The following is a 19,947-nucleotide window of genomic DNA, read 5'->3' as shown; positions in this document are numbered from 1 at the left end:
GGAGCCCCCGCGATGACCGATAGCCTTCCGATGCCTGTCACCGCCCTGAGCTCGGCTCAGCGCACGGCGATTCTCAACCTCGTGCGCCGGGCTGCCCGCGCCGAAATCCTGCCGCGCTTCAGAAGCTTGTCCGAGGCGGACATCGCGCAGAAGACCGGGCCGCAGGACCTTGTGACCGAGGCGGATACCGCGGCCGAGGCCATGATCGCGCGCGGCCTGTCGCGGATGTTCCCCGGCGCCCTGATCGTGGGCGAGGAAGCCGCCTCGACGGCCCCAGACCTGATCGGCCGGATCGCCGAGGCCGAGACGGCCTTTGTCATCGACCCCGTGGATGGGACCTGGAATTTCGCACGCGGGCTGACGACCTTCGGGGTCATGGTCGGCATGGTGCGTTTCGGCCAGCCGGCCTTCGGTCTGCTCTATGATCCGGTCATGGACGACGTGACCTGGGGCGGCGCTGATCTTGCCGCCGAGATGGTGCGCCCCCGTCATGCACCGCGGCCGCTGCGCGCCTCGCCCGGCGGGCCGGTCGATCAGCTTCTGGGCTACGTGCCGCTCTTCAATTTCGAAAAGGATCTCCAGCCCGCCGTGGCGGCGGTGCTGCCGCGCTTCGGCCGGGCATGGTCGCTGCGCTGCTCCTGCCACGAATCGCGGATGTTCGCGCAGGGCAATGTCGACTTCGTCCTCAGCGCTCGCCTGACACCCTGGGATCACGCGCCGGGGGCTGCCATCGCGCTCGAAGCCGGTGGCCACGTGGCCATGCTCGACGGGAGCCCCTACAAGGCCCAGCAGCAGGATGGCTACCTGCTTATGGCAAGTGACGCGGCCACTTGGGGCCGCGTCAGGGACGTCTTCGATTTCCTGATCTGAGCCGTTATTCGGCCGCTTCGGCGTAATCCGACATGGGCGGGCAGGTGCAGATCAGGTTGCGGTCGCCATAGGCATTGTCCACGCGGTTGACCGGCGGCCAGTACTTGTCCACGCGGAAGGCGCCCGGCGGGAAGCAGCCCTGTTCCCGCGAATAGGGACGATCCCAGTCGCGGACGAGGTCTTCCATCGTGTGCGGCGCCATCTTGAGCGGGTTCGCCTCGGCATCGCTGCGGCCCTCCTCGATGGCGCGGATCTCCTCGCGGATGGCCAGCATCGCGTCGCAAAAGCGGTCGAGCTCGGCCTTGGTCTCGCTCTCGGTGGGCTCGACCATCAGCGTTCCCGCCACGGGCCAGCTCATCGTCGGAGCATGGAAACCGCAGTCGACCAGTCGCTTGGCGATGTCCTCGACCGTGATCCCGGCCGATTTCTCGAAAGGCCGGGTGTCGATGATGCACTCGTGCGCCACGCGCCCTTCACCGCCACGATAGAGGACCGTGTAGGCGCCTTCGAGTCGCTTGGCGATGTAGTTGGCGTTGAGGATCGCCACCCGCGTGGCCTGCGTCAGGCCCGCGCCGCCCATCATCCGGACATAGGCCCAGGAAATCGGCAGCAGCGAGGGCGAGCCGAAAGGCGCCGCACTGACCGCGCCGCCGCCATCCACCGGGTTGCCCGGCAGATGCGGCTCGAGGTGGGATTTCACCCCGATCGGCCCCATGCCGGGCCCGCCGCCGCCATGCGGAATGCAGAATGTCTTGTGCAGGTTCAGGTGGCTCACGTCACCACCCAGATCGCCGGGGCGCGACAGCCCGACCATGGCGTTCATGTTGGCCCCGTCGATATAGACCTGGCCGCCATGTTCGTGGGTGATGTCGCAGACCTCCCTCACGGTCTCCTCGAAGACGCCGTGGGTCGAGGGATAGGTGATCATGCAGGCGGCGAGCTCGGCCGCGTGCTTTTCGGCCTTGGCGCGGAAATCTTCGAGATCAATGCTGCCGTTCTCGTCGCATTTCACCGCGACGACCTTCCAGCCCACCATCTGGGCGCTGGCGGGATTGGTGCCATGGGCGTTGACCGGGATCAGGCAGACGTTGCGCTGCCCTTCACCGCGCGCCACCTGCCAGCGGCGGATGGTCAGAAGGCCCGCATATTCCCCCTGCGCGCCAGAGTTCGGCTGCATCGAGATCGCAGCGTAGCCGGTGATCTCGCAGAGCCGCGCGTTCAAGTCGTCGATCAGCGCCTGGTAGCCGCGAGCCTGGTCCGCCGGGGCATAGGGGTGCATCTCGGAGAAGGAGCGCCAGCTCACCGGCATCATCTCGGCGGCCGAGTTGAGCTTCATGGTACACGACCCCAGCGGGATCATCGCGCGGTCGAGCGCAAGGTCGCGGTCGGCGAGACGGCGCATGTAGCGCATCATCTCGGTCTCGGCCCGGTTCATCTGAAAGATCTCGTGGGTGAGATAGTCCGAGGTCCGCAGCAGCGCCTCGGGCAGGCGGTAGTCCGGCGCGAAATCGCCGTCCTTGGCCTGGATGCCGAAGGCCCGCCAGACCGCCTCGATGGTCTCGGGGCGCGTGGTCTCGTCAAGCGTGATGCCGATCTTCGTCTTGCCCACGCGGCGCAGATTGACGCCTTCGTGCACTGCGGCCTGAAGGACCCCGCGCTGAAGCAGCCCGACGTCCACGGTGACAGTGTCGAAGAAGCTCTCTGGCTCGACCGCGAAGCCCGCGTCTTCCAGCCCGCGGACAAGGCGCACCGTCTTGCGGTGGATGCGCTGCGCGATGGCCTTGAGCCCCTCGGGCCCGTGGAACACGGCGTAGAAGCCCGCCATGACGGCCAGCAGCGCCTGTGCCGTGCAGACGTTGGAAGTCGCCTTCTCGCGGCGGATGTGCTGTTCGCGGGTCTGCAGGGCCAGCCGGTAGGCGCGGTTGCCGTGGGCATCCACCGAAACACCGACGATCCGACCGGGCATGGCGCGCTTCATCTCGTCCTTGCAGGCCATGTAGGCGGCGTGCGGGCCGCCGTAGCCGAGCGGCACGCCGAACCGCTGGGTGGAGCCGACGGCGATATCCGCACCCATCGCACCCGGCTCCTTCAGCAGGCAGAGCGCCATGATGTCGGCACTCATGATGCCCACGGCCTTTTCCGCGTGCAGCTTGGCCATCTCGTCGCTGTAGTCCCGCACCCGGCCAAGGGTCCCGGGATACTGGAAGATCGCACCGAAGACGGCACTCGCATCCAGCTCTTCCGGCTCGCCCACGATGACCTCGATGCCCAGCGGTTCGGCCCGGGTGCGGATCACCGCGATGTTCTGCGGATGGCAGTTGGCATCGACAAAGAACGCGGTTGCCTTAGACTTGGCGACCCGCTTGGCCATGGTCATGGCCTCGGCGCAGGCGGTGGCTTCGTCCAGGAGCGAGGCGTTGGCCACGGGAAGGCCCGTCAGGTCGCTCACCATGGTTTGGTAGTTCAGCAGTGCCTCGAGCCGGCCCTGGCTGATCTCCGGCTGATAGGGCGTATAGGCCGTGTACCAGGCGGGGTTCTCGAAGATGTTGCGCAGGATCGCCGGGGGTGTGACCGTGTTGTGATAGCCCTGCCCGATGAGCGAGGTCACAACCCTGTTCCGGCCTGCGATCTCGCGCACCTGGTGTAGCATCTCGCGCTCCGACAGCGGCTTGCCGAAATCGAGCGGCTCCTCCTGACGAATGCCCTTGGGCACCGTCTCGTCGATCAGCTGATCGAGATCCCGGACACCGAGCGCCGTGAACATTTCGGCCATTTCGGCCGGGGAGGGGCCGATGTGGCGGCGGTTGGCAAAGTCGTAGGGCAGGTAGTCGGTGGGTTCGAAGGACATCAAACTCTCCTCGGGTTGGCCGCGCCGCTGGGCGCGCTTCTTCTTGCCGGAAATACCTCGGGGGCGGGCGCGAAGCGCCCGGGGGCAGAGCCCCCTTCCCCGCCGGTCATGCGCGGCTCAGTCGCCGATGAAGTCCTTGTAGGCGGCGGCATCCATCAGATCGTCCAGTGCCGAGAGATCCTCGACCTTCATCTTGAAGAACCAGGCATCGCCCTCGGGGTCTTCGTTGACCTTGGCGGGCTCATCCACGATCGCCTCGTTCACCTCGACGATTTCGCCGTCGAGCGGGGCAAGGATGTCGGAGGCGGCCTTGACCGACTCGATGACGACAACCTCGTCATCCTTGGTCACGGCGCGCCCCTCGTCGGGAAGTTCGACGAAGACGACGTCGCCCAGCTGCTCGGCCGCGTGGGTCGTGATGCCCACCACGACCAGATCCTCCTCGACGCGCAGCCATTCGTGTTCTTCGGTGTAGCGCATGATTTCCTCTCCTGTTCTCATCTCTTGAAGCGGGCGGGTACGAAGGGCAGGGCGGCAGCCGTCACCGGAAGCCGCTTGCCGCGTACCTCGCCCCAAAGTTCCGTGCCCGTCTCCGACAGAGCCGCCGGGACGTATCCCATGGCGACGGGCGCGCCTACCGTGGGGCCGAAGCCGCCCGATGTCACCTCGCCGACGGGTGATCCGCCGTCTTCGCTGTCGAAGAGCTGCGTGCCCTCGCGCATCGGGGCGCGTCCGCCGGGCTGCAGGCCCACGCGTGCGCGCCCGGCGCCTTCGGCCATTTCGGGCAGGATCTTGTCGGCACCCGGAAAACCGCCTTCGCGGTCGCCATCGGCGCGCCGCGCTTTCGAGATCGCCCAGCCGAGCCGGGCAGCCGTGGGTGTGGTGGTCGCGTCGATGTCGTGGCCATAGAGGCAAAGTCCGGCTTCGAGGCGCAGCGAATCGCGCGCGCCCAAGCCGATCGGCATGACGCGCTCGTCCTCGAGTAGCTTTTCCGCAAGGGTCACGGCGGCGGCATTAGGCACCGAGATCTCGAAGCCATCCTCCCCGGTATAGCCCGAACGAGAGATCCAGCATTCTGCACCAGCGAGCGTCAGCGTCGCCACGTCCATGAAGCGCATGTCGCGCACAGCGGGCGCGATCCCGGCAAGCACCTCTTCGGCCTGCGGGCCCTGCAGGGCGATCAGCGCGCGATCCTCGATCAGCGTCACCTCGATCCCACGCGGCTCCAGAGCGGCGCGCATGAGGGCGAGATCGGCGTCCTTGCGGGCTGCGTTCACGACCAGAAACAGGTGATCGCCCTTGTTGGCGATCATCAGGTCGTCCTCGATCCCGCCCTCATCGTTGGTGAACAGCGCATAGCGCTGCCGTCCGGTTTTCAGGCCGACGACATCCACCGGCACGAGGCTTTCCAGAGCCTCGGCGGCGCCGTCCCCTCTCAGGATGACCTGACCCATGTGGCTGACGTCGAACAGACCCGCGGCCGTGCGCGTGTGCTGGTGCTCTTTCATGACGCCGGGCTTGAATTGCACCGGCATGTCGTAGCCGGCGAAGGGCACCATGCGGGCGCCGTGCGCCTCATGAAGTCCGTGAAGTATCGTCTCTTTCAGCTCTTCGCCCATCTGGCCTCCCGGTTACGTGTCGGGCCCGGCCAAGATGTCGGCAACCGGGCATCCCGCGCGGCAGATGCCGCGCAACGAATGCCCCCTCTGTCCTTTGGCCTGAGATCGCTATCCCTTCGGCGCCCCGGTTGAGCCGGGGTCTCTCCAGAGTTTTCGTGTCCGCGGCGGTCCCTTTGGCCTGAGAGTTTCCGGGGCGGTTGCTCCTTCGGCACCGGCTCTGCCGGTTCTCCCGTCGTGGACAGGCAAACCGTTAGCGGCTCTTCCCGACGCTTTCAAGCTCGGGGCGGTCCGCGCCCCGGCAGGCTGCGAGAGGTGCCAGAATGTTGAGCAGTTCGGTGTTATTGCAGACAAGCTCGTCCAGCGTGATCGGATCGAGCGTGGCATAGAAAGCCTCTGCCGCCTGGCTGAGGGCCGAGCGCAGCTTGCAGCATTCGGTGAGGGGGCAGGTGTTGTCCACGTCGGCGAAGCACTCGGCCAGCGGGACCGGGGCTTCGAGCGCGCGAAAGATGTCGCCGATGACGATGTCCGAGGCCGGGCGTCCGAGCATCATTCCCCCGTTGCGCCCGCGCTGGGTATGAAGGTACCCAAGCTGCGCCAGGTGGTTGATGATCTGCGCGAGGTGGTTCTCGCTGGCGTTGCAGACCCGTGCAATCTCGGCCTTGGTGACAAGACGGTCGTTGTTCGCGGCGCAGAACATGAGCACGCGCATGGCGATATTGGTTCTTTTGGTGACACGCATCGACCGTCCCTCCCTCGGGTAACGCCGCCGTGATACGGGCAAAAGCATCCAGAAGGTTTGACCTGAATCAATCATTTGAAGGAAAGGCACATGCAGGCGTCATATTTTTTCGGCTACGGTTCCCTCGTGAACCGGTTGACCCACGGGTTCACGCCCGTTCACCGGGCGACAGCCAACGGATGGCGCCGCGCCTGGCGTGTCACGCCCGACCGCGACATCGCCTTCCTGACTGCGGTGGCAGATCCGGATGGCAGCATCGACGGGTTGATCGCACCTGTGCCCGAGGGCGGCTGGGTGGTGCTGGACGAACGGGAATTTGCCTACGAACGCCGCCCGGCGGCCCATCAGGTCAAGGCCGAGGATGCGGCTCCGGAAGAGGTGGCGATCTATGCCATCGCCCCTGATCGCCTGCGCGAACCGGACGACAACCACCCGGTTCTGCTGAGCTATCTCGATGTCGTTGTGCAGGGCTACCTGGCCGAGTTCGGTCCCACCGGCGCCACGCACTTCTTCGAGACCACCGACGGCTGGGATGTGCCGATCCTCGACGACCGCGCCGACCCCCGCTATCCGCGGGCGCAGACGCTTGGCGACGAGGAAACCGCCGTCGTGGACGAATGGCTTGGCCGCAAGGGGTGCCGAATCCTCAGGTGAGGATCAGTCCAGCGACGGTTTCTTCTGCAGGAGAGGCATGACCTCGGCCATTTCCGGACCGCGCTCGCGGCCGGTGATGGCCTTGCGCAGCGGCATGAACAACCCCTTGCCCTTGCGGCCCGTCTTTTCCTTCACCTCGGCGGTCCAGGTCGACCAGGTGCTCTCGTCATAGGGCGGTTCCGGAAGCAGGGCAAAGGCCTCGGCCACGAACTCCCGGTCCTCGTCCGCCACCAGCGGGTCGGCACCTTCGGAGAAGAGCTGCCACCAGCCGGTCAGGTCCTTGCGGGTCTCGATGTTCTCGTGCGTGACCTTCCAGAACAGCGGCCCCTTGTCCTCGGGCACGCCGAGGGCCGTGATTTCCTCGGTCATCGCCTCGTAGGGCATGGCATGCAGCTTGCGCGCGGACAGCGGGAAGAGGTCGCGTTCGTCGAATTTCGTCGGCGCCGAGCCGAACTGGCTGGTGTCGAACCCCTCGGCGATCTCGTCGATGGTCATGCGCAGCTCGACCGGCTGCGAGGACCCCAGCCGCGCCATCAGGCTCAGCAGCGCTTCGGGCTCGACGCCGCGGGCCCGCAGGTCGCGAAGCGACAGCACGCCAAGACGCTTCGACAGCGACTCGCCCGTGGGGCCGGTCAGCAGAGAATGGTGCGCAAACGCGGGCGGCTCGCCACCCAGCGCGCGGATCATCTGGATCTGCGTGGCGGTGTTGGTCACGTGGTCGTTGCCGCGCACGACGTGGGTCACGCCCATCTCGGTATCGTCGACAACCGAGGCCAGCGTGTAGAGCACCTGCCGGTCGGCCCGGATCAGCACCGGATCCGAGACGCTTGCCGGGTCGATCGAGACCTCGCCAAGGATGCCGTCTTCCCAGACGATGCGCTCGTGATCGAGCTTGAAGCGCCAGACGCCGTCGCCCCGCTCGGCCCGCAGCTTTTCCTTCTCGTCATCCGTCAGGTTCAGCGCGGCACGGTCGTAGACCGGCGGCTTGCCCATGTTGAGCTGCTTCTTGCGCTTGAGATCCAGCTCGGTCGGCGTCTCCCACGCCTCGTAGAAGCGCCCCATCTCGCGCAGCTTGTCGGCGGCCTCGGCATAGCGGTCCAACCGCTGCGATTGCCGCTCGACCCGGTCCCAGTGGAGCCCCAACCACTCGAGGTCTTCCTTGATCGCGTCGACGTATTCTTCCTTGCTGCGTTCGGGGTCTGTGTCGTCGATGCGCAGGATGAACTCGCCCCCGGCCTTGCGGGCGATGAGGAAGTTGAAGAGCGCGGTGCGCAGGTTGCCCACGTGGATGTAGCCGGTGGGCGAAGGCGCAAATCGGGTGACGGTCATGGCGGGTCTCCTGTCAGGGTGGCGTGTTTTCACAGCCGCGCGGATTTGTCCATATCGCCGGGACTTCGGCGCTTGCACAGGCCGTTTGCGCTGACATTCTGAGCCGCAGCGAAAGGATCAGCTCATGCCCGACATTCTCACGGTCACTCTCAACCCGGCGCTCGACCTGGCGACCTCGGCCCCGAAGGTCGAACCCGGCCCGAAGCTGCGTTGCGCGCCCGCGAGTGCCGAACCCGGCGGCGGCGGGGTCAACGTGGCGCGAGCGGTGGCCATCATGGGGGGCAGCGCCCGCGCGATGGTGGCGCTCGGCGGGCCCAACGGGCAGGCGCTTGCAGGGCTTCTTGCCAAGGAAGGGGTCGAGGTGGTCGAAGTCGCGGCGCCGGGGGAAACCCGTCTCAGCTTTGCGGTGACCGACGATCGGGACGGCAGTCAGTACCGGTTCGTCCTGCCGGGGCCGGAATGGACGCAGGATCAGCTCGACGCGATGCTCTCGGGGCTCGCGACGGAAGCCGCGCCGGGTGACCTCGTGGTGCTCTCGGGAAGCCTGCCGCCCGGCGCGCCCGACGACTTCATGGCGCGCGCCACCACGGCGCTCGGTCCCGACCGACATGTCATCGCGGATACCTCGGGCCGTCCGCTCGCGGCGCTTGCGAAAGGTGGAAGCGCCACGCCGGACGTGCTTCGGATGGATTCGCACGAGGCCGAGGAGCTTGCGGGAAGTCCCTTGCCCGAGGCAGAGGACAGCGCAGACTTCGCGGCTTCTCTCGTGGCGCGTGGTGCCGCCCGGCGCGTGATCGTTGCCCGTGGTGCCGAGGGGTCAGTGATGGTGGGGCCGGACGGCCGCTGGAAGGTCAGCGCGACCAATGACACCGTGGTCAGCGCGATCGGCGCCGGCGACAGTTTCGTGGGCGGTTTCGTCTTGGGGCTGTCGCGCGGCGACAGCTACCCCGAGGCGCTGAGGCTGGGCGCTGCGGCGGCCAGTTCCGCCGTGATGACGGGTGGAACCCAGCTCTGTCGCCGCGAGGATGTCGAGCGACTCTTTGCCGTGACGAGCCTTACGCAGCTCTGACGTCCGGGGCGTTGCGCGGCTGACACGTCCCGGGGGCTTGCGATGTCCAGGGCATACGTGGTGCATTCCTCGAATGCGCGCCTTTATCGCACTCCCCATGCCCGAAGCGGCCATCGAGCCGCTCCTGCAGCTTCAGTCGAGGCTGCCGAAGGGGCGACCCGTGCCCGAGGAGAACCTGCATCTCACCGTGGCCTTTCTCGGTGATCAGCCGGAGCGCGCCCTCGAGGCCGTGCACGAGGAGCTTCTCACCCTGCGCCACGGAACCATTTCCATCGAACTTGCCGGAGCCGCCTTCTTTGGGGGGCAACACGGCCAAGCGCTTGGCCTTGAGGTGGATGGCGGCCCGGGCCTGCGGGACCTCTACGACCGCGTCGTTTCGCGCGTCAGAGGGGCGGGGATCACGCTCGAGAGGCGGCGCTTCCGACCTCATGTCACCGTCGCCCGCCTGCCGCGTGGGGCGGAGCCGGGGGCCGCGCTGGCAACGCTGAGCGCGGCGCAGATCGGACCGGTGTCACTTACGGAACTCGCGCTCGTGTCCTCCACATTGCGCGAGGACGGGGCGTTGCACGAGGTTCTGGCCAGCTATCCGCTCGGGCCGAACCTTAACGGAATGCAGGGCCATGGGCCCATATGGTGAGCGAGTGGCGGGCGCCTTCGGTCACCGGTGTCACACGATGCAACAGGAAGCTCGGGAAAAGCGTTGCGGTGCCTCGCTGTCGCGGTGCGGCGTCGACATTGGCCGAGGGCATGATTTCCAGTGCGCCGCCAGCGTAGTCCGCATCATCGGAAAGCTGCACCACCATGGTCAGCTTGCGCCTCGCGGCAAGGCGGCCATCGCCGATGTCCGAATGCCAGCTGAAGTGGCCCTCGCGCTCGGCACCGTAGCGGGCGATCTGGGCGCTTTCGTCGAAACCGTCGAGATCGAAGCCGTAGAACTCGCGGTTGGCTTGAAGGACAAGATCGACGATGCGCGGCATGACCCAGTCGCATTCGGGCAGGTCATCGAGCCAGACGAGGTCTGCCCGCCGCAGGTTGTGATCGCGCTTGCGGCCAACCAGCCCCGCGTCGGAGGGATCGGATTCGGCGGAAAGGGCGATCAGGCGCGCGCATTCGCCTTCGGAGAAGGCCTGCGGCACGTGATGGATACGGATCATGGAGTGGCGCCTTGGGGGATCGAAAGCACCACTCCATAGGGCCGGATCCCCGCCGCGCGCGTCCGTTCGCGACGGGGTGGGCCGAAAGCGACTTCAGGCGTTGAGCTTGGCGGTCACTTCCACGAGGCGCTTGGCTTGGTGGGCGACGGAGGCCTTGCCCTTGTCGTCGAACTGGCCGGCGACGGCGGAGTAGCCGTAGGGGTTGCCGCCGGATTCAAAGATCACGGGCGAGGTATAGCCTGGCGTCACGAGGATCGCGCCCCAGTGCATGAAGGTGGTGTTGAGCCCCATAAGGGTCGTCTCCTGGCCGCCGTGCGGGTTCTGCGCGCTGGTGGCCGCCGTGGCGGTCTTGTCGACCAGCTTGCCTTCCATCCAGAGCGGGCCGAGCGTGTCGATGAAGGCGCGCATCTGGCTTGTCACGCTGCCATAGCGGGTCGGCGAGGAAAAGAAGTAACCGTCGGCCCAGGTCATGTCGTCGAGGCTGACCTCCGGAATGTCGGACATCTTCTCGAGCTGTGCCTTCCAGGCGTCCTGGCCTTCGACGACCTCTTTGGGGGCGGTCTCGGCAATGCGGCGCAGGCGAACCTCGGCACCGGCTGCCTCGGCGGCCCGCTGCGCTTCGAGGGCGATGGCGTGGTTGGTGCCGTAGGTGGAGTAGAAGATGATGGCGATTTTCGGTGCGGCCATGGGTGCCTCCTTGTTTGATCTCTCCCAAAGTTAGCCTGCGAAAGCCGTCCTGCCATCTCCCGGCAGCGCAGGGGATCTGTGCGCGCCCGCGCGAAGCTTGCAGCTGGCCGCGGGGCGGGGTTTACCGGGCGCATGAAAACCGATTCCGACGCCTTTCACGCCGCTGCCCGCGCGGCGGTCGATGCCTTCCCCGAGCCCTTCCGGAAGGGCGCGCGGGAGGTGGTCATCCGGGTCGAGGACTGGCCGCCCGACGCGTTCCTGCGCGAGCTCGGGATCGGCGATCCGCTGGAGCTGACAGGGCTCTACGACGGGGTGCCCATGACCCAGAAGAGTTTTGCCGACCCGGCCCCTTTCCCGGACACCGTCTGGCTTTTCCGCGAGCCGATCCTGGCGGAATGGCGCGACCGGGGGGACGTGGACCTGGCGGATCTGGTGGCGCATGTGACGGTGCATGAGTTCGCCCACCATTTCGGCTGGTCGGACGAGGATATCGCGGTGATCGACCCCTGGTGGGAATAGCTGTCCCGGGCCGGGACATCTTGGCGCCTTATATGAATCAATGGGTTACAGAGGCAGATTAACCGGATCTTAGGAATGTCCCGCGGGTGGTTCCCGAAAAGAGGGGGCTCTGCCCCCGTCCCTGCGGGACTCCCCCGAGGTATTTTCCGGCGAGAAGAAGGGCCGGGGGCGGGCGGGTGGAGCGGGGCCGCGGTGCGGGGCGAGGGCGCGTCACGCGGGCCGGATCACGGCCTCGGGCGGGCGGCGCAGCGACATGGGCAGGGTCGGGCCGTGGCCGAAGCGGACGACGAGATCCGGACGGCGTCCGGGGATGCCCATCCAGGCGGCGAGCTCATCGCGGATCCGCGGCACCTCGACGGGCTGGTTCAGGTGGGCGGTGCGGATGTCGAGCGCGGTCGCCTGGAGGGCGAAGCGCTGGTAAGCGCGCCCCACCGCGATCCAGTGCTCGGGATCGGCGGCATCGCCGGTGAAGACCGCGATCCCGGCGGAGCTGCGGACGTGGCTGCGGTACTTGTCGTTCTCGGCCTCCTTCGTGAAGAGCACGCCGAAGAGGCTGCGCGTCAACCAGCCGGGCAGGACGGGATTGCCGCTGCTGGCGGTGAAGAGCCCGTCGCGTCGGCCCAGCGCCTCTTCCGGGGTGAAGCGGAGCCAGTCGCGCAACTCGGCGATGAAGGCGGGATCCTCCATCTGGGTGCTGTTGGCGGCGACCACGAGGTCGAGCAGCGCCTCCTTCCGGCGGTCATCGGTGAAGAATTCGACGGAGATGCCCTCCTGACCGGCGGCCGCGGCGAGCTGTCGGAGCGCATCGCTGGTGAGGGGCTGGCCGTCGTAGGGGGCACGTGTCGACTGGCGCGCCGGGATGGCGGCGTAGAGCGGGCCGGGCTCGGGCCGCCCCGTGCCGAGGGTGATGTCGATGCGGTCGTCTGTTCGCGTGAACTCCGGGGCATGGCCATGGGCGCGGGCGGCGATCGCGAGCGTCTCGGCCGCGCAGCCGAGACTGGTGAAGAGGTGGTGGTCGTCGGGATCCACCACGGCGGTGCGGCGCGAGAGATCGGGCCGGATCGAGATCGTGTCGCCGTCGAGGTGGAAGACCCAGGGCTGCGTGTTGTGGCCGTTGGGGGCGAGGGTCGCCATGCGGACGAGCTCGGAAAGCTCGGGGTCCGGTGCGGGCAGGTGGCGCTGTTGCGCGGCCGCCTCGGCATAGGGAGCCATGTCGGGCCAGCTGGCGTAGCCGAGCGCCGCGAGGCCGGCGGCGGCGGAGACGAGAAGGGTTCTGCGGGAGGGCATGGGGACTCACCCCCTTGGTTGGAGGATCGGGATGGTCCGAGGTTAGCGCGGGGTGGCAGGCGGGGCGTTGATGCGGATCAAGCCGGGGGGAGACCGCCTCGCTGACCTGCTCTTGGCTGGGGTAGGGGGTGCGCTGGCGGCCGACATGCATTTCAGGCGTCGGGATGCCCCTCACCCCGGCCCTCTCCCCAGAGGGGAGAGGGAGGCGCGTTGTGCTGGGCGCTGGGTCTCGGTTCGAACCCGTGCGGCCCTTTCCCAAACCCTCCCCCTGGCAGGAGGATGTGCTGTGCGGGTGTTGGGTGGCGCGCCACTCCGGGCTGGCTCAGCCGTCGCGCCAGCGGTTGACGATGGGGTAGCGGCGGTCGAGCCAGAAGGCGCGGGGCGACAGGCGCGTGCCGGGGGCGGACTGGAAGCGCTTGTATTCGCTGACGTAGAGCAGGCCCTGCACCTTGCGGGCGTCCTCGCGGTCGTAGCCGGCGGCGACGCAGTCGCCGATGCTGCCGTCCTCGTCCACGAGGATGCGCAGGATGGCGTCGAGCACCGGGTAGTCGGGCAGCGAGTCGCTGTCCTTCTGGTCGGCGCGCAGCTCGGCGCTGGGCGGCTTGTCGATGACGCGCTGTGGCAGCACCTCGCCCGGTTTGCCCATCATCCAGTCGCGGTGGTTCGCGTTGCGCCAGCGGCAGGTCTCGAAGACGTCGGTCTTGTAGAGATCCTTGATCGGATTGTAGCCGCCGGCCATGTCGCCGTAGATCGTGGCGTAGCCCACGGCGACCTCGGACTTGTTGCCGGTGGTCAGGAGCATCTCGCCGAACTTGTTGGACATGGCCATGAGCAGCAGCCCGCGCAGGCGGGACTGGATGTTTTCCTCGGTCAGGTCCTCGGCGTAGCCCTCGAAGAGGGGGGCGAGCGTGCCGGTGATGGCGTCGCGGCCCTCGGAGATGGGCACGAAATCGTAGTGGCAGCCGAGGTTTTCGGCCACCTGCTTGGCGTCCTCGAGCGAATGTTCCGAGGTGTATTCCGAGGGCAGCATCACGCAGCGGACGTTGTCGGCACCGATGGCATCCACCGCGATGGCGGCGACGATGGCGGAATCCACCCCTCCCGAGAGCCCCAGTAGCACCTTCCTGAAACCGCTCTTGCGAAGGTAGTCGCGTAGGGACAGCACCATGGCGTGGTAGTCCTGTTCGCGAGTGTCGGGGTGCTGGGCGAAGTCGCCTTTGACCGCCTGCCAGCCATCGTCGGTGCGTTCGAGGTCCACGTGGGCGACGCAGCTTTCGAAGACGGGCAGCTGCACGGCGATGCGCCCGTGCGGGTTCAGCACGAAGCTGCCGCCGTCGAAGACCTGGTCGTCCTGGCCGCCCACCATGTTGAGGTAGATCAGCGGCAGGCCGGTTTCGACCACGCGGGCGATCATCTTGTTGAGGCGGGTTTCGTACTTGCCGCGGTGGTAGGGCGAGCCGTTGGGCACCAGCAGGAATTCGGCGCCGGTTTCGGCCAGCGTTTCGGCCACGTCCTCGTACCAGGCGTCCTCGCAGACGGGGGAACCGATGCGGGTGTTGCCCACGGCATAGGGCCCGCCGAGCGCGCCGCTGTCGAAGATGCGCACCTCGTCGAAGACGGCGTAGTTGGGCAGGTGGTGCTTGAGCACGCGGCTGACCACGCGGCCGCCGCTGCAGATGTGGTAGGCGTTGAAGAGCTCGGTGCCCTCGACCCAAGGGCCGCCGATGGCGAGCGCGGGGCCGTCGGCGCAGTCTTTTGCCAGTTGCTCGATCCGCTCGATCGCGGCGAGGTGGAAGGAGGGCTTCATCACCAGGTCCTGGGCGTTGTAGCCGGTGATGAACATTTCCGGCAGCGCCACGAGGTCGGCGCCCGCGTCGCAGCCCTGCTTCCAGGCGTCGAGCGCGAGGGCGGCGTTGCCCTCGAGGTCGCCCACGGTAGGGTTGATCTGCGCGAGCGTCAGGCGGAAACGGTCGGCCATGGGCGCGTCCTTCTTCTTCGGTCCGGGTGCCGACATAGCAGATCGGGATGCGAGGGGAAGCGCGGGCGGGCAAAAGAGATTGCTCCGATGGGGGGGCTTCTCTAGGTTGCTGCACGGGGAAGCGACGATGATGGGGACAACGTCAGAATGATCCGCAGGAAACTCACCATCACGGCCCTCGCGGTGCTCCTGTCGCAGGCGGCGCTGGCGCAGGATGGCGATGTCGTCACCAAGGAATACGACGACGGCGGGGTCTACGAAGGCACGTTCCGCAACGGGCTGCAGCACGGCGAGGGGACCTACCGGCTGCCCAACGGCTACGAGTACACCGGCGACTGGGACGAGGGCGAGATCAAGGGCCAGGGCGTGGCGCGCTTTCCCAACGGGTCGGTCTACGAGGGCCAGTTCGCGCAGGGCAAGCCCGAGGGCATGGGCAAGATCACCTTCGCCGACGGGGGCACCTACGAGGGCACCTGGCGCGACGGCAAGATCACCGGCGAGGGCGTCGCGGTCTATGCCAACGGGGTGCGCTACGAGGGCAGCTTCCGCAATGCGCTGCACCACGGGCAGGGGGTGATGACGAACCCCTCGGGCTATGTATACGACGGCACCTGGGTGAACGGCACCAAGGAGGGCGAGGCCTCGATCACCTATCCCGACGGGTCGGTCTACGAGGGCAAGGTCCAGGAGGGCGAGCGCGAGGGCCGCGGTACGCTGACCATGCCCGACGGTCTGGTCTACGAGGGGACCTGGCACGACGGGCAGATCGACGGCATCGGCACGCTCACGCAGCCCAACGGCGATGTCTACGAAGGTGAGCTGTCGCAGGGCCGCCGCGACGGGCAGGGCAAGGTGACCTATGCCAATGGCGACGTCTACGAGGGCGAGTTCCGCAATGACCGCCGCGAAGGTCAGGGCACCTTCACCGGCGCCGACGGCTATCGCTACGAGGGCCAGTGGGAGGCCGGCCAGATCGAGGGGCAGGGCACCGTGACCTATCCCGACGGGTCGGTCTACGAGGGCCAGTTCAGCGGCGATCTCGCCAATGGCGAGGGCAAGATCACCTATCCCGACGGGTCGACCTACGAGGGCGACTGGGTCGACGGCGTGATCGAGGGGCAGGGCCGTGCGGTCTATGCCAACGGGCTGGTCTACGAGGGCGGCTTCCGCAACGCGCGCAACCACGGCCAAGGCGTCATGACCTATCCCGACGGCTACCGCTACGAGGGCGAATGGCAGGATGGCCAGCGCCACGGGCAGGGCCGCGCGACCTATCCCGACGGGTCGGAATACGTGGGCAGCTTTGTCGAGGGCCAGCGCGAGGGCGAGGGCGAGATCGCCATGGCCAGCGGATTTCGCTACCGGGGCACCTGGGAAGACGGCGAGATGAGCGGCGCGGGCGTGGCCAACTACGCCAACGGTGACGTCTACGAGGGTGAATTCGTGGACGGCAAGCGCGAGGGGCAGGGCACCATGCGCTATGCCAGCGGCGAGGAAGTGACCGGCGAGTGGACCAACGGCGCGCTGACCGACCGCGAGGCGATGACCACGCCGGAGACGCCCGAGGCACCCGAGGGCGGCGAAGGCGAGGCGGAGGTCACCGAGGGCGAGGCCGAGCCGGCCGCGACCGACTGATGGCGCTGCGCTGGGCGTGTTCGGCGACGGAGCACCTTGTCGTGCGGCTGGAGCCCGGCGCCGACCTGCGCCTTGCGTTGGAAGAGGTTTTTGAAGGGACGGGTGCCACGGCGGGCTTTGTGGTGGCCTGCGTCGGCAGCCTGACCTCGGCCGCGCTGCGCATGGCGGGCGAGGACGGCGGTACGAGCGTGCCCGGCCCGCTCGAGATCGTGAGCCTTTCGGGGACATTCGGGCCGGACGGGCCGCACCTGCACATGGCGGTCTCGGACGCGCAGGGCGCGAGGCGCGGCGGGCACCTGCTGGCGGGCTGCGTCGTGCGCACCACCGCCGAAGTGGTGCTGGGGCTGACCGGGGCGGTCGTGTTTCATCGTAAACGCGATCTTAAGACGGGCTATGCGGAACTTGCCCCCGAGAAAGCGGGCACCGGCGGCGCCTGAGACGCCAAGGCGCCTTGATTTCCCCATTTGTGGTGTGAGACTGTGGCAGGGCAGGCAGATATAGTTCCCATCGACAGGCCCCACATGCCCCGTGATATCCCCGGCGCAGCCCCGCTGCTGCGCGATGTCTTCGGATTCGACGATTTCCGCCCCGGGCAGGGGGAAATCGTGGAGGCCGTGGCCGAGGGGCGCAACGTGTTGGCCATCATGCCCACGGGCGGCGGCAAATCGCTCTGCTACCAGCTTCCGGCGCTCATGCGCGAGGGGATCACGGTGGTGATCTCGCCGCTGATCGCGCTCATGCGCGACCAGGTGCGTGGGCTGCGCGAGGCGGGCGTGGCCGCGGGGGCGCTGACCTCGGCCAATACCGAGGACGAGACGGCAGCGGTGATGGAAGCGTTGCAGGACGGCTCGCTCCGGCTGCTTTACCTCGCGCCGGAACGGTTGGCCTCCTTCTCGGCGCAGCGGATGCTGTCGCAGGCGGGGGTAAGCCTGATCGCCGTGGACGAGGCGCACTGTGTCAGCCAGTGGGGCCACGATTTCCGGCCCGATTACCTGCGTATCGGCGAGCTGCGCCAGAGCCTTGGCGTGCCGCTTGCGGCCTTCACCGCCACCGCCGATCCCGAGACGCAGGAAGAGATCGTCGCGCGGCTGTTCGGCGGCGAGGTGCCGCAGACCTTCCTGCGCGGCTTCGACCGGCCCAACATCCACCTGGCCTTCACGCCCAAGGACGGGCCGCGCCGTCAGATCCTGAGCTTCGCCGCCGCCCGCAAGGGGCAGAGCGGCATCGTCTACTGCGGCACCCGCGCCAAGACCGAAACGCTGGCCAAGGCGCTGCGCGACGAGGGGCATTCGGCCTGTTCCTATCACGGCGGGATGGAGGCGGACGACCGCCGCCGCGTCGAGGAACGCTTTGCCACCGAGGAAGGGCTGATCGTCGTGGCGACGGTGGCCTTCGGCATGGGCGTGGACAAGCCCGACATCCGCTGGGTGGCGCATGCCGACCTGCCGAAAAGCATCGAGGCCTATTACCAGGAGATCGGCCGCGCCGGGCGCGACGGGGCGCCCGCCGAGACGCTGACGCTTTACGGTCCCGAGGACATCCGCCTGCGCCGCGCCCAGATCGACGAGGGCCAGGCCCCGCCCGAGCGCCGCGCCGCCGATCACGGGCGGCTGAACGCGCTTCTGGGGCTGGCCGAGGCGCTGGGCTGCCGCCGCAAGGAGCTTCTGGCCTATTTCGGCGAGGAGGCCCCGGCCTGTGGCAACTGCGATCTCTGCGACACGCCGCCCGAGACCTTTGACGGCACCGAGCCGGTGCGCAAGGCGCTGTCGGCGGCGCTGCGGACCGAGGAGAGCTTTGGCGCGGGGCACCTGATCGACGTTCTCATGGGGAACGAGACCGACAAGGTGCGCCAGCGCGGGCACGACAAGCTGCCCACCTTCGGGGTGGGGCGGGACCTGTCCAAGGGGCAGTGGCAGGCGGTGTTCCGGCAGATGATGGGGCGCGATCTGATCCGGCCCGACGCGGAACGCCACGGCGCGCTGGTGATGACCGACCGCGCGCTGCCGGTGCTGCGCGGCGAGGAAAGCGTGGCGCTGCGGCGCGACGTGGTGCAGCGGCCCGAGCGGCGGCCCGCGGCCAAGGCGCTGGTGTCGGACGAGGACGCGCCGATGCTCTCGGCGCTCAAGGCCAAGCGGCGCGCGCTGGCCGAGGCGGCGCGCCTGCCGGCCTACATGATCTTCAACGACCGGACGCTCATCGAGATGGCCGAGACACGGCCCACGACGCTGGACCAGATGGCCCGCATCGGCGGCGTCGGCGCGAAGAAGCTGGAAAGCTACGGGGCGGAGTTCCTGCAGGTGCTGGCGGGCGAAGCCGAGGAGATGCACCCGACGCGGCGCAAGCTCGCGGGCCGCGACGAGGGCACGCTGTACGACGCGCTGATGGCGGCGCAGGCGGACCTGGTGCGCGGCGTGGACGGGACGGAAAAGACGCTGTCCTGTTCGGCCTCGCAGATCGCCAAGGTGGCGCAGGCGCGGCCCGGGTCGGAGCAGGCGCTGGAGCGGCTGCTGGGTGACCGGCGCACCGAGCGGTTCGGCGCGGCCTTCCTGAGGGTGCTGGAACAGCGGGACTGAGACTTCGCGGCGCGCCTTCTGCCCCTCACCCCGGCCCTCTCCCCCGAGGGGAGAGGGAGGGCGTCCTTGGCTTGGCGTGGTGACTTCAGGCGTGGCCATGCTGGACCTCGGGGGCGCGGCGGACTAGGTAGTCGCCTTCCCGGCCCTCCCCCTGACAGGGCGCGCGTGTGGCCGGGGATGGCACGAGATGGAGGCAGGACATGCTGGTTGTGATTTCGCCCGCGAAGAAGCTGGACTGGACCGAGCGGAAGGTCGCGATGACCACGCCCGCCTTCGAGGCGGATGCGCAGCATCTGGCCGGTGTCGCGCGCGGGCTGAGCGTCGAGGAGCTGCGCAAGCTCATGTCGATCAGCGAGGATCTGGCCACGCTGAACCGCGACCGCTTTCGCGCCTTCACCGATGAGCCCGGCCCCGAGGACCTGCGCCCCGCCGCGCTGGCCTTTGCCGGGGACACCTACCAGGGGCTCGAGGCGGCATCGCTGGAGCCCGAGGAAATGGAATTCGCGCAGGATCGCCTGCGGATCCTCTCGGGGCTCTACGGGCTGTTGCGGCCGCTTGATGGCATCCAGGCCTACCGGTTGGAGATGGGATCGCGGCTGAAGACGGATGCCGGGAGGAACCTCTACGATTATTGGGGCGGCCGGATCGCGAAGGCGCTCAACGCGCAGGCCGAGGAGGTCGGCGCCGGGGTGCTCGTGAACTGCGCGAGCCAAGAGTATTTCGGCGCTGTGGACCGCGAGGCGCTGTCGCTCGACGTGGTGACGCCGCAGTTCCTCGAGGACAAGCCGGGCGGCCCGAAGGTGGTGTCGTTCCACGCCAAGAAGGCCCGGGGTGCCATGGCGCGTTTCGTGGTGACGCACCGGCTGACCGATGCCGAAAGCCTGAAGGACTTCGGCCTGGGCGGCTATGCCTATTCCGAGGCGTTGTCGGCGCCGGGCAAGCCGGCCTTCCTGCGGTCCGAGGCGAAGGCGCGCGACGCGGCGTGA

The 19,947-nt window shown here is 68.0% G+C and carries 18 protein-coding genes and 1 riboswitch; of the genes, 9 read left to right on the top strand and 9 right to left on the bottom strand.

Annotated features, from left to right (window positions below; all coding sequences use genetic code 11):
* Window positions 1-12 precede the first annotated feature (12 nt).
* The gene (locus tag C8N44_RS04530; RefSeq protein ID WP_107974982.1) at window positions 13-870 is read left to right on the top strand and encodes an inositol monophosphatase family protein; all 858 of its coding nucleotides are present in this window, start codon (window positions 13-15) and stop codon (window positions 868-870) included.
* Between the two features lie 4 nt (window positions 871-874).
* On the opposite strand, the gene gcvP is transcribed toward C8N44_RS04530, so the two are convergent.
* The 4 genes from gcvP to C8N44_RS04510 form a co-directional block, all read right to left on the bottom strand.
* Complete coding sequence (gene gcvP / locus C8N44_RS04525) at window positions 875-3,718, bottom strand: aminomethyl-transferring glycine dehydrogenase (RefSeq protein ID WP_107974981.1); 2,844 nt, start codon at window positions 3,716-3,718, stop codon at window positions 875-877.
* A gap of 117 nt (window positions 3,719-3,835) precedes the next feature.
* Window positions 3,836-4,198 carry a glycine cleavage system protein GcvH gene (gcvH, locus tag C8N44_RS04520; RefSeq protein WP_107974980.1) on the bottom strand — a complete coding sequence of 121 codons (363 nt, stop codon included), beginning with the start codon at window positions 4,196-4,198 and terminating at the stop codon, window positions 3,836-3,838.
* A gap of 17 nt (window positions 4,199-4,215) precedes the next feature.
* Window positions 4,216-5,337 (bottom strand): glycine cleavage system aminomethyltransferase GcvT, encoded by a 1,122-nt coding sequence (gcvT, locus tag C8N44_RS04515; protein WP_107974979.1) that lies wholly within the window; start codon window positions 5,335-5,337, stop codon window positions 4,216-4,218.
* 155 nt (window positions 5,338-5,492) lie between these two features.
* A riboswitch (glycine riboswitch) is annotated at window positions 5,493-5,579 on the bottom strand.
* Between the two features lie 8 nt (window positions 5,580-5,587).
* Window positions 5,588-6,076: an RrF2 family transcriptional regulator gene (locus tag C8N44_RS04510; RefSeq protein ID WP_107974978.1), complete on the bottom strand. Its 489-nt coding sequence runs from the start codon at window positions 6,074-6,076 to the stop codon at window positions 5,588-5,590.
* 90 nt (window positions 6,077-6,166) lie between these two features.
* On the opposite strand from C8N44_RS04510, the gene C8N44_RS04505 reads away from it, so the two are divergent.
* The gene (locus C8N44_RS04505; protein ID WP_107974977.1) at window positions 6,167-6,730 is read left to right on the top strand and encodes a gamma-glutamylcyclotransferase family protein; all 564 of its coding nucleotides are present in this window, start codon (window positions 6,167-6,169) and stop codon (window positions 6,728-6,730) included.
* Window positions 6,731-6,733: 3 nt separating this feature from the next.
* On the opposite strand, the gene gltX is transcribed toward C8N44_RS04505, so the two are convergent.
* The gene (gltX, locus tag C8N44_RS04500) at window positions 6,734-8,059 is read right to left on the bottom strand and encodes a glutamate--tRNA ligase (protein WP_107974976.1); all 1,326 of its coding nucleotides are present in this window, start codon (window positions 8,057-8,059) and stop codon (window positions 6,734-6,736) included.
* Between the two features lie 124 nt (window positions 8,060-8,183).
* Between gltX and C8N44_RS04495 the strand changes: the two genes are divergently transcribed.
* Both C8N44_RS04495 and thpR read left to right on the top strand, forming a co-directional pair.
* Window positions 8,184-9,128, top strand: coding sequence for a 1-phosphofructokinase family hexose kinase (locus C8N44_RS04495; RefSeq protein ID WP_107974975.1), 945 nt, complete (start codon window positions 8,184-8,186; stop codon window positions 9,126-9,128).
* A 73-nt stretch (window positions 9,129-9,201) separates the two neighbouring features.
* Window positions 9,202-9,765: an RNA 2',3'-cyclic phosphodiesterase gene (gene thpR, locus C8N44_RS04490; protein ID WP_107974974.1), complete on the top strand. Its 564-nt coding sequence runs from the start codon at window positions 9,202-9,204 to the stop codon at window positions 9,763-9,765.
* Here thpR and C8N44_RS04485 read toward each other — a convergent pair.
* Entirely contained in the window at window positions 9,731-10,282 is a 552-nt protein-coding gene (locus tag C8N44_RS04485) for a 2OG-Fe(II) oxygenase (protein ID WP_107974973.1), read from the bottom strand. The genes thpR and C8N44_RS04485 overlap by 35 nt on opposite strands.
* Before the next feature lie 93 nt (window positions 10,283-10,375).
* A complete protein-coding gene (locus C8N44_RS04480; protein ID WP_107974972.1) occupies window positions 10,376-10,969 on the bottom strand; it encodes an NAD(P)H-dependent oxidoreductase in 594 nt (197 codons plus the stop codon).
* Window positions 10,970-11,101: 132 nt separating this feature from the next.
* Between C8N44_RS04480 and C8N44_RS04475 the strand changes: the two genes are divergently transcribed.
* On the top strand, window positions 11,102-11,488 hold the full coding sequence (locus tag C8N44_RS04475; RefSeq protein ID WP_107974971.1) for a metallopeptidase family protein: 387 nt from the start codon (window positions 11,102-11,104) through the stop codon (window positions 11,486-11,488).
* A 210-nt stretch (window positions 11,489-11,698) separates the two neighbouring features.
* Here C8N44_RS04475 and C8N44_RS04470 read toward each other — a convergent pair whose 3' ends face one another.
* A complete protein-coding gene (locus tag C8N44_RS04470) occupies window positions 11,699-12,775 on the bottom strand; it encodes an Acg family FMN-binding oxidoreductase (RefSeq protein ID WP_107974970.1) in 1,077 nt (358 codons plus the stop codon).
* Window positions 12,776-13,097: 322 nt separating this feature from the next.
* A complete protein-coding gene (locus C8N44_RS04465) occupies window positions 13,098-14,753 on the bottom strand; it encodes an NAD+ synthase (protein ID WP_107974969.1) in 1,656 nt (551 codons plus the stop codon).
* Window positions 14,754-14,900: 147 nt separating this feature from the next.
* On the opposite strand from C8N44_RS04465, the gene C8N44_RS04460 reads away from it, so the two are divergent.
* The 4 genes from C8N44_RS04460 (at window position 14,901) to yaaA (ending at window position 19,947) form a co-directional block, all read left to right on the top strand.
* Entirely contained in the window at window positions 14,901-16,388 is a 1,488-nt protein-coding gene (locus C8N44_RS04460; protein WP_107974968.1) for a 2-isopropylmalate synthase, read from the top strand.
* The gene (locus C8N44_RS04455) at window positions 16,388-16,825 is read left to right on the top strand and encodes a PPC domain-containing DNA-binding protein (protein ID WP_107974967.1); all 438 of its coding nucleotides are present in this window, start codon (window positions 16,388-16,390) and stop codon (window positions 16,823-16,825) included. The genes C8N44_RS04460 and C8N44_RS04455 overlap by 1 nt, the downstream gene beginning before the upstream one ends.
* A gap of 84 nt (window positions 16,826-16,909) precedes the next feature.
* Window positions 16,910-18,961 carry a DNA helicase RecQ gene (gene recQ, locus C8N44_RS04450; RefSeq protein ID WP_107974966.1) on the top strand — a complete coding sequence of 684 codons (2,052 nt, stop codon included), beginning with the start codon at window positions 16,910-16,912 and terminating at the stop codon, window positions 18,959-18,961.
* Between the two features lie 200 nt (window positions 18,962-19,161).
* Window positions 19,162-19,947, top strand: coding sequence for a peroxide stress protein YaaA (yaaA, locus tag C8N44_RS04445; RefSeq protein ID WP_107974965.1), 786 nt, complete (start codon window positions 19,162-19,164; stop codon window positions 19,945-19,947).

Source organism: Allosediminivita pacifica, assembly GCF_003054175.1.
In the GTDB taxonomy this organism is placed as follows: Bacteria; Pseudomonadota; Alphaproteobacteria; order Rhodobacterales; family Rhodobacteraceae; genus Allosediminivita; species Allosediminivita pacifica.
Note: the sequence above shows the minus strand (reverse complement) of the source record. Positions and strands in the feature narration are given on the sequence as shown.